The 8772-nt window shown below is 41.1% G+C and carries 7 protein-coding genes, 4 tRNA genes and 1 pseudogene; 11 read left to right on the top strand and 1 reads right to left on the bottom strand.

Annotated features, from left to right (window positions below; all coding sequences use genetic code 11):
- From ACKLNX_RS00310 to ACKLNX_RS00320, 3 genes and pseudogenes are all read left to right on the top strand, one after another.
- Positions 1–400: pseudogene (locus tag ACKLNX_RS00310) on the top strand (IS4 family transposase); the annotation flags it as partial.
- Positions 401–763: 363 nt separating this feature from the next.
- Positions 764–2020: a sugar MFS transporter gene (locus tag ACKLNX_RS00315; RefSeq protein ID WP_412970803.1), complete on the top strand. Its 1257-nt coding sequence runs from the start codon at positions 764–766 to the stop codon at positions 2018–2020.
- Between the two features lie 17 nt (positions 2021–2037).
- Positions 2038–4611, top strand: coding sequence for a glycoside hydrolase family 3 protein (locus ACKLNX_RS00320; protein WP_412970804.1), 2574 nt, complete (start codon positions 2038–2040; stop codon positions 4609–4611).
- A gap of 90 nt (positions 4612–4701) precedes the next feature.
- Here ACKLNX_RS00320 and ACKLNX_RS00325 read toward each other — a convergent pair whose 3' ends face one another.
- Positions 4702–5160, bottom strand: coding sequence for a DUF3010 family protein (locus ACKLNX_RS00325; RefSeq protein WP_412970808.1), 459 nt, complete (start codon positions 5158–5160; stop codon positions 4702–4704).
- A gap of 204 nt (positions 5161–5364) precedes the next feature.
- Here ACKLNX_RS00325 and murB point away from each other — a divergent pair, with 204 nt between their 5' ends.
- The 8 genes from murB to ACKLNX_RS00365 form a co-directional block, all read left to right on the top strand.
- On the top strand, positions 5365–6363 hold the full coding sequence (gene murB, locus ACKLNX_RS00330) for a UDP-N-acetylmuramate dehydrogenase (protein WP_412970805.1): 999 nt from the start codon (positions 5365–5367) through the stop codon (positions 6361–6363).
- Positions 6360–7334 (top strand): bifunctional biotin--[acetyl-CoA-carboxylase] ligase/biotin operon repressor BirA, encoded by a 975-nt coding sequence (gene birA, locus ACKLNX_RS00335; RefSeq protein WP_412970806.1) that lies wholly within the window; start codon positions 6360–6362, stop codon positions 7332–7334. Before murB ends, birA begins: the two co-directional genes overlap by 4 nt.
- The gene (locus ACKLNX_RS00340; RefSeq protein ID WP_412970807.1) at positions 7318–8043 is read left to right on the top strand and encodes a type III pantothenate kinase; all 726 of its coding nucleotides are present in this window, start codon (positions 7318–7320) and stop codon (positions 8041–8043) included. The genes birA and ACKLNX_RS00340 overlap by 17 nt, the downstream gene beginning before the upstream one ends.
- Before the next feature lie 127 nt (positions 8044–8170).
- Positions 8171–8246 (top strand) — tRNA-Thr (locus ACKLNX_RS00345).
- Positions 8247–8254: 8 nt separating this feature from the next.
- Positions 8255–8339, top strand: a tRNA-Tyr gene (locus ACKLNX_RS00350).
- A 35-nt stretch (positions 8340–8374) separates the two neighbouring features.
- A tRNA-Gly gene (locus tag ACKLNX_RS00355) sits at positions 8375–8449 on the top strand.
- Between the two features lie 7 nt (positions 8450–8456).
- Positions 8457–8532: transfer RNA gene (locus ACKLNX_RS00360), tRNA-Thr, on the top strand.
- 69 nt (positions 8533–8601) lie between these two features.
- Positions 8602–8772, top strand: a 171-nt coding sequence (locus ACKLNX_RS00365) for a GTP-binding protein (RefSeq protein ID WP_412970809.1), incomplete at its 3' end; no start/stop codon positions are given.

Consider the following 8772-nt stretch of genomic DNA (forward strand, 5'->3'; position numbering starts at 1 on the left):
GGAAATAGAATTGGGGTATAGAGAAGTTAAAACGTCCATGCTCAATAAGGCCATTACACTAAGAAGTAAAAAAATCGACCTCGTCTATCAAGAGTTATACGGCATGCTAATTGCCTATAATCTTGTCCGACACGAAATAGCTCTAACCGCTGATAACGTTGGGCTACGGCCAACTCGCATAAGCTTTAAATCGTGCCTACGTATCGTACTTTATGACTATGCAATTACGGCTTCGACAAATAGCCTTCATACGATACCAGCTAGAATGAAAGATCTGACTGAAACGCTCAAAGACTTCATTCTGCCTGAGCCTGACCGGCCGGATTATCCTAGAGCCGTAAAGATAAAGCCAACAAGATTCCCATTAAAGAAAGCCGAACATCTAAGGAAAAAACCTTAACCGAGCAGCATTACGCCTTCGCGAGGATGACGGGGTGTAGTCGGACCTTTGCGCTTACTAAATGTGCAAGGAGGTCCTCGCCTGGGCGAAGATGATTGTGTGAAATTCCAAGAAATTATTTTTGCTTCAACTTTCTGTAAATTACTTTCTCCAAACTTAAACACTAAATCAAAGTATTGTTTATAAAATGTTAATTAATTTCCCCGTTCATCGCAAAATTGAGTCGTGCCGTCGTTTTAATTATGTAAATATCTATTTCTAAAGTTATCATTTCTTACTATAGCGAAGTTACTTGTCTTTAACTCCAATGTTGATATGTAAGACAAGCGTACAAAACATACATAAATGAATGGAGAGCAACTCATGGCGTCCAACATGCCTATATCAGAACAAGCCGAAGTAACCAGTGATTCATCAGGCCCAAACAAATCCTACATCTTTCCGCTTTTCGCGCTCACCTCTTTGTTTTTTATGTGGGGTTTCATTACTTGTCTAAATGATATTTTAATACCCTATTTGAAAGGTGCGTTTGATTTAAGTTACACACAAGCTATGTTGGTCCAGTTTTGCTTCTTCGGTGCCTATTTCGTTGTGTCGATACCAGCTGGTTATTTAGTAAGTAAAATTGGATACAAAAAAGGTATCGTTACCGGATTAGTCATAGCTAGTCTTGGCTGCTTATTGTTTTTCCCTGCGGCAAGTATGCATGTTTATGCTATTTTCCTTTTTGCGTTATTTGTCTTAGCTTCGGGTATAACCATTTTACAAGTTGCTGCAAATCCTTATGTTACGGTGTTAGGAAAGCCGGAAACTGCTTCGTCAAGATTAACGATGACACAGGCTTTCAATTCATTTGGTACAACAGTTGCGCCTTTCTTCGGTGCATTTCTGTTATTTGGTGCCACACATAGCCCAGATGTTGAGGCTGTAGCGGGTTCAGAATTAGTTCAGTTGCCTTACCTTATTCTTGCTGGCGCACTTTTGTTTTTGGCAGCTATTTTTAGTTTTCTCAAACTCCCAGATCTCGGACGTAAAGAAAAGGACAGTACACATGTAGCTGATGCTTGGAAGTATCGTCATCTGCGTTTTGGCGTATTAGGTATATTCCTATATGTCGGAGCGGAAGTTGCTATTGGAAGTTTTTTAGTTAGTTTTTTAAGCCAAGCCTCTATTGCTGGTCTCAATGAAGCGGAGGCTTCAAAGGTCATTGCATTTTACTGGGGAGGGGCGATGGTCGGTCGTTTTATTGGTGCATTAGTCATGCAAAAAATTAGTGCCGGTAAAGTACTGGGCTTCAACGCTGGTATGGTAATTTTACTCGTTGCTTGCGCAATAATTTTTGATGGAAAAATAGCTATGTGGTCTCTTCTTTCTGTGGGCTTGTTCAATTCAATTATGTTTCCAACAATTTTTAGCCTAGCATTAAATGGTCTTGGTCAGAGCACGGCACAAGCTTCTGGATTTCTTTGTTTAGCGATTGTAGGCGGTGCTCTTCTACCGTTATTGCAAGGCTTAATTGCAGATAGCATGGGTCTTCAAATTTCTTTTATCATTCCTATGCTTTGTTACTTATTTATTGCCTATTATGGTTTAAAAGGCTCACGCCCGTTTAAGTATTAATTTCTAGAGACAATCTTATGACATATTTTAAATCGTTTTTATTATTGAGTATCGCTACGGCAGTCACAGTTGGATGCAGCAAGCCAATTGAGGAAGTGGATACAGTTCATGCGGAATCATTACAGACCAACATTAATATTTGGCCAACCTTAGAAATTGATGTAAAAAAATCTGATGAAATTGAAGACAGAGTAAAACGAATTTTAGCTGATATGACTTTAGAGCAAAAAATTGCTCAAATGATACAGCCAGAAATACGCGATATTACGGTTGAAGATATGCGTAAATATGGCTTTGGCTCATATTTAAATGGCGGCGGCGCTTTCCCTCATGATAACAAGCACTCTACTCCTCAAGATTGGGTGGATTTTGCAGAGGAAATGTATCAAGCATCGGTTGATGACAGCATAGATGGCTCAACTATTCCCACAATGTGGGGAACGGACGCGGTACATGGTCATAATAATGTTATTGGGGCTACCTTATTTCCGCACAATATAGGATTAGGTGCTGCACATAACCCAGAATTAATAGAAAAAATTGCAAGTATCACCGCTACTGAAGTAATGGTGACTGGCATTGATTGGGTATTTGCACCCACAGTAGCAACGGTGAGAGATGATCGTTGGGGGCGTACATACGAAAGTTACTCTGAGAACCCTGACGTGGTGAAAACGTATTCAAAGGCCATAGTAAAAGGGCTCCAAGGCTCACCTGGGAACGACTTTTTGGGGGACAATAGAGTCATCAGTACCATTAAGCACTTTATTGGTGATGGCGGTACCTTGAACGGTGATGATCAAGGCGACAATATCGATAGCGAACAAGATTTATTCGATATTCATGCGCAAGGTTATGTCGGTGGCTTATCGGTCGGTGCTCAGTCGGTAATGGCTTCATTCAATAGCTGGCATGGCAAGAAGATACATGGTAGCAAATACCTTCTTAATGACGTATTAAAAGAAAAAATGGGTTTTGATGGTTTTGTCGTTGGCGATTGGAATGGGCACGGACAAATAAAAGGGTGCAGTAACTCTAACTGTGCGCAAGCAGCCAATGCCGGATTAGACATTTATATGGTGCCAACTGATGCTTGGAAGCCTTTGTATGAAAACTTAATCCAACAGGTAAAAGACGGCGTGATCCCAATGGAAAGGATCGACGACGCAGTGACTCGTATTCTAAGAGTTAAAATTAGAGCGGGCTTGTTTGAAAAGCCAAGCCCAGCCAATCGCCTATTTTCAGGTAAAACAGAACTGATCGGCCATGAAAAGCACAGAGATATCGCAAATCAAGCTGTTCGTGAGTCACTCGTTTTATTGAAAAACAACGGCAATATTTTACCTTTAAATCCTAATGTGAATGTATTGGTAGCAGGTGACGCGGCCGATAATATTGGCAAACAATCTGGTGGTTGGAGTATCACTTGGCAAGGCACAAATAACACCAATGATGACTTTCCAGGCGGAAGCTCTATTTATGATGGTATAAAAGAGCAAGTGACTGCTGCGGGCGGGCAAGTGGTTTTAAGTGAAGCAGGTCAATACGCTGAAAAGCCTGATGTTGCAATTGTTGTCTTTGGTGAGGAACCTTACGCTGAAGGTCATGGTGATAGAGAGCATTTAGACTATCAACGGGGTAGTAAAAGTGATCTCGCCTTATTGCAAAAGTTAAAAGCAGACGGAATACCTGTCGTATCGGTATTTATCAGTGGTCGCCCCTTGTGGCTCAATGCTGAGTTGAATGCCAGTGATGCTTTCGTTGCTGCGTGGTTACCCGGTTCTGAAGGTCGCGGAGTGGCTGAAGTATTATTCAGAAACCCTCAAGGCGATATTCAATATGATATGACTGGAAGGCTATCTTTTTCTTGGCCGGCGACACCAACACAAGCAACGGTTAATTTAAATGACGACATTTATGAGCCTCTGCTACCTTACGGTTTCGGTTTGTCTTATGGGGATGAAAGCACGCTAGCATCTAATCTAAATGAGACGTATGTTGTAGATGAAGAAGATTTAAAAGGCCGCTCAATCTTTACTGGAACGATGCAAAAGCCTTGGCAGCTTTGGTTATTCTCTGGCGAGAAGGCGGAATTGGTCACTGCGAGCACGGTATCCTTTAATACCGTGAACTATCGGACGGTAGATCGCAAGGTTCAAGAAGATGCATTTAGGTTGTCTCTGAAAGCGAGTAATGATTTCTCTGGAGTGAAGATCGCAAGCAAAAGCTACTTTAGAGAGGACATGTACCCGCAAAGTCAAAATGGTTCGGTGTTGTCAGTTATGCTTAAGACCGAATCTGGAATACCAGATAGCGTCATGCTTGGAATGAACTGCGAAAGTGAAGGTGATCCAAGTGGAAGTTGTAGCGGTGACATTGATATTAGTGATTATCTCAAAGGACTAGAAGAAAACACCTGGACTGAATTAACCATCGATACTGCATGCTTTGTTCAAAAAGGAATTAAGTTTGAGAATATGATCACTCCTTTCCAATTGAGAACGAAAGGCGATCTACAACTTAGTATCAGCGATATTGCTTTTGAATTTGGTCGCGCACAAGACGCAAACTTTAAGTGCGCAACACCTTAATTGTCGCACTTGACTTCGCTTTGGGCTAAAAATGGCAGTTAAGAATTAAAAAAGGCGTTTATTGAAAAATAAACGCCTTTTTTATGGAAACTATTCAGCCGACTCGACAGGCGGCGGTGGATATTGAAGATTCATATGTTTCGCGTAAGCAACAGCAAACGCATTTTCCTGAAAAACTTTCAAGCCTGTCTCTGCAAATGACACGGTAATAGGGTTTCTCTTAATGGACTCTTTGAAAACTTGCGGCGACATTGTTTCAACCTCAAGCCCATCGATTAGCTGGATAGCAGCTTCCATTTTAAAACCTAACGCCCCGCCTGCAAACTTGCCTTTAAGAGGCCTATCTTTGATTACGACGGCATCGATACCGTAATCAACCATCAGTTTACTGAAAGTAGATTGGAAGTAACGGATATCGCCAGTACTGTTTCGTTTGTTAAATTCAACTTTACGAACTCTGCATTCAGGCAAATTGAATAAGCCATCCTTGAAGGATAGTAAACACACTATTGCTTCAGAACCTTTAATTTCTACACCACAAATCTTCATAATATACTCTCTGTTTTTGACCGCGGCATTATAACTCATTCAATGCCAACTCTCACCACCAAATTATTCCTAAGCCCTGCTTAGCATTCATATAAAAACAAAGCGCTGGTTAAAAAGCTCAGTTTCAATTATAAAAGTTGTTATTATAAGTATAAGTACGAATTAACAACGCAAAGTTGCAGCAAACAAGGATAGATATTCAACGTGGTTCCTTTGAAAAAACTTCACACCTTTGGTTTTGATACACAGGCAAAAAACCTAGTTGAGCTTAAGTCGAAGGATGATTTAGTCTCGATTTTTCACCAGTTAAAAGGAAGTGATTATTATCTACTAGGTGAGGGCAGTAATAGTATTTTCCTCGAAGATTTCTCTGGCACAGTCATACTGAACAAATTAAAAGGGATTGAGCTCAAAGAGAGTGCGACGCATTTTTATTTATCGGTTGCTTCCGGCGAGTCTTGGCATGAACTTGTAAAACATACATTATCTATTGGCGCGTTTGGATTTGAGAACCTGGCATTGATTCCTGGTACCGTAGGAGCTGCGCCCATTCAAAATATTGGTGCTTATGGTGTAGAAGTTGAACAATTCATATCAACTATTGAATATTATGATATCGAACACAGCACTTTTTGCACGATAGAGCACAAAGATTGCAACTTCGCATACCGCGATAGTATCTTCAAACATGCACTATTCAATAAAGTGCTTATCACTTCTGTGAATTTCAGCATAGCAAAAGACCAAGCTGTAGAGCAAAGTTATGCGCCATTGAACCAACTCATTGATCCAACGCCGCTAGAAATCTTTAATAAAGTGATAGAAGTGAGGCGCGAAAAGCTTCCTGATCCGAAAATATTAGGTAATGCAGGAAGTTTTTTTAAGAACCCAGTGGTGTCAGATAAAATCTTGAAAAGTATTGAAAATCAGTACAGCACAGTGCCACATTTCAGGATTTCAGCAAATAGTGTTAAAATTCCGGCTGCTTGGTTGATTGATCAGCTTGGTTTTAAAGGGAAGGTGTACTCAGGGGTAAAGTGTCATGAACGACAGCCACTAGTGCTTGTAAATAATGGAAACGGCAATGGAGAAGGATTACTCATGTTGGCAAGGCAGATTAAACAGGACGTACAAAATGCGTTTTCTATTGAATTAGAAAATGAAGTTCGCTTAGTTGGAAACAGCGGACTAATAGTATTATGAGAAAAAAAGCAGCTATCACGCGTTCATTACTGGTTCAACAGTTAGCAAATGGTGAGTTTCATTCTGGTGAGTTTCTAGGGAACCTCGTCGGTGTAAGTCGTAGCGCCATTGCAAATCATATCAAATACCTCACCGAAATAGGCTTGGATGTTTTTAGCGTTAAGGGGCGTGGTTATCGTTTAGCAACTCCTATTAAACTTTTAGATAAAAATAGAATCTTGGGGCTGATTGGTCAAAAGGATATCACAAGCTTAGAAGTGATGAGTGTCATTGATTCAACCAATACTTATGTAAAAGACAGACTGCATGAATTACCTCAAGGATTTGTATGCTTAGCTGAAGCACAAACTAATGGGCGTGGAAGACGCGGTAAAACGTGGGTATCACCATTCGGTTCAAGTATCTACATGTCGATGGCATGGACCTTTAAAGGTGGTTATCAATCAATGGCCGGTTTGTCTTTGTTGGTGGGTATCGCAATTAATCGTTCACTGAAAAAAATGGGCATTAAAGATTGCAAATTGAAGTGGCCGAATGATGTTTACCATAACTTCAGAAAGTTAGCCGGGATTTTGGTCGAGGTAGAGGGGCAGGTTGGCTCTGATGCAAGTGCCGTGATCGGTATTGGAATCAATATTGAGCTACCAAATTCCGTCAATGAAATAGACCAACCGTTTGTTGACCTCGTCAGTATCACCAACAAACCTGTCGATAGAAATGAATTGGTAGCACTTATCATTCTTACCTTAACTCATATGTTAAAGGAATTTGAGAATAAAGGACTTGCACCTTTCTTGGCTGAGTGGAAAGACGCAGATCTTTTCTACAACGAATATGTTTACTTAGTGTCTGGCAGCACCAGAATTCATGGTATGAGCAAAGGTATAAATGAGGGTGGCGCTTTATTATTGGAAAACGCAGGTAAAGTAACGCCACATCATGGTGGGGAAATAAGTGTCAGAAGAGCCTAAGCTACTCATTGATGTGGGCAACACGAGTATCAAAGTTGCGAACTATGATCCTGTAACCACATCTATGGCGCCCATCCAACGATTTAAGCTTGTTGAAGAGCTTCGACCTAGCCTTGAACGTGCCAGCCATGCTTATTTGTCTAACGTAGGCAAAGATGACGTAAGTGCTGAAATACGCAGCTTATGTGTAGCTACGAATACCCCACTTTTTATTGCAAGGACCGAAGCAGAAGCTCAAGGGCTAACAAATTCTTATCTGAAACCTTCAAATATGGGGGTAGATCGCTGGCTTGCGATGCTTGCTTGTATGCGCCGAAGTTCTCAAAAAACGTTTTTGGTTGTTGATATTGGTACAGCGATGACAATTGACGCTGTAGAAAATGGAAAGCATTTGGGTGGTTGGATAGTCCCTGGCGTCTCATTAATGAGAGAAAGTTTATTCAAAAATACACAAAGAGTGTTTGGAGATGCTGAAAATAAGCTTTCTACTGAGTTTGCTAATGACACTCCTGATTGTGTAAGCAATGGTTGCAACGCTCAAACTTTGGGCACTTTGTTGCTCGCTGAACAACAAATGCAAAAAAAAGTGAAAAAATTTGAATTATTTTTGACTGGCGGCGATAAAAATCTTTTTTTAAATTTAAATATTCAAAATAAAATTGAGTGTGAAAATCTGGTTTTGGAAGGTTTAACCTTGTTTGTTGATTAAAAAACGTCAATAAAACGCCTTAAAAAAAGACATATTGAAAAAAAGTGCAAAAAAAATGGTTTTTTTCTCAATTAGGTATTGCCACATGCCGATCATTTCTTTAATATGCGCACCCACTTGATGCAGTGCCGACTTAGCTCAGTTGGTAGAGCAACTGACTTGTAATCAGTAGGTCACCAGTTCGACTCCGGTAGTCGGCACCATCAATCTCGGAGGGGTACCCAAGCGGTCAACGGGAGCAGACTGTAAATCTGCCGGCTCAGCCTTCGCAGGTTCGAATCCTGCCCCCTCCACCACTTTCTCATGAAGTGGGGATACGAGAATTAGGAACGCGGGCATCGTATAATGGCTATTACCTAAGCCTTCCAAGCTTATGATGCGGGTTCGATTCCCGCTGCCCGCTCCATCGCGTTGCTGATATGGCTCAGTTGGTAGAGCGCACCCTTGGTAAGGGTGAGGTCGGCAGTTCGAATCTGCCTATCAGCACCACTTCCTATATCTTCCTCCCTTACTTCATTGAAAATTTATTTTTTTAATACCTTGCTGGGAATATTTAAAATGGCAAAGCAAAAGTTTGAACGTAACAAGCCACACGTAAACGTTGGTACTATCGGCCACGTTGACCACGGTAAAACAACTCTTACAGCGGCAATCACGTCGGTACTAGCAAAGACTTACGGCGGTTCCGCTCAAGCATTTGATCAAATCGACAACGCTCCAGAAGAGCGC

It is taken from the genome of Glaciecola sp. MF2-115, from assembly GCF_047250385.1.
Taxonomy (GTDB): Bacteria; Pseudomonadota; Gammaproteobacteria; order Enterobacterales; family Alteromonadaceae; genus Glaciecola.

Bases quoted from the DNA above. Each gene is read 5' to 3' on its own strand.
- ACKLNX_RS00315 (WP_412970803.1), top strand. From the start codon at position 764: ATGGCGTCCAACATGCCTATATCAGAACAAGCCGAAGTAACCAGTGAT.
- ACKLNX_RS00320 (WP_412970804.1), top strand. From the start codon at position 2,038: ATGACATATTTTAAATCGTTTTTATTATTGAGTATCGCTACGGCAGTC.
- ACKLNX_RS00325 (WP_412970808.1), bottom strand. From the start codon at position 5,160: ATGAAGATTTGTGGTGTAGAAATTAAAGGTTCTGAAGCAATAGTGTGT.
- birA (WP_412970806.1), top strand. From the start codon at position 6,360: ATGAGAAAAAAAGCAGCTATCACGCGTTCATTACTGGTTCAACAGTTA.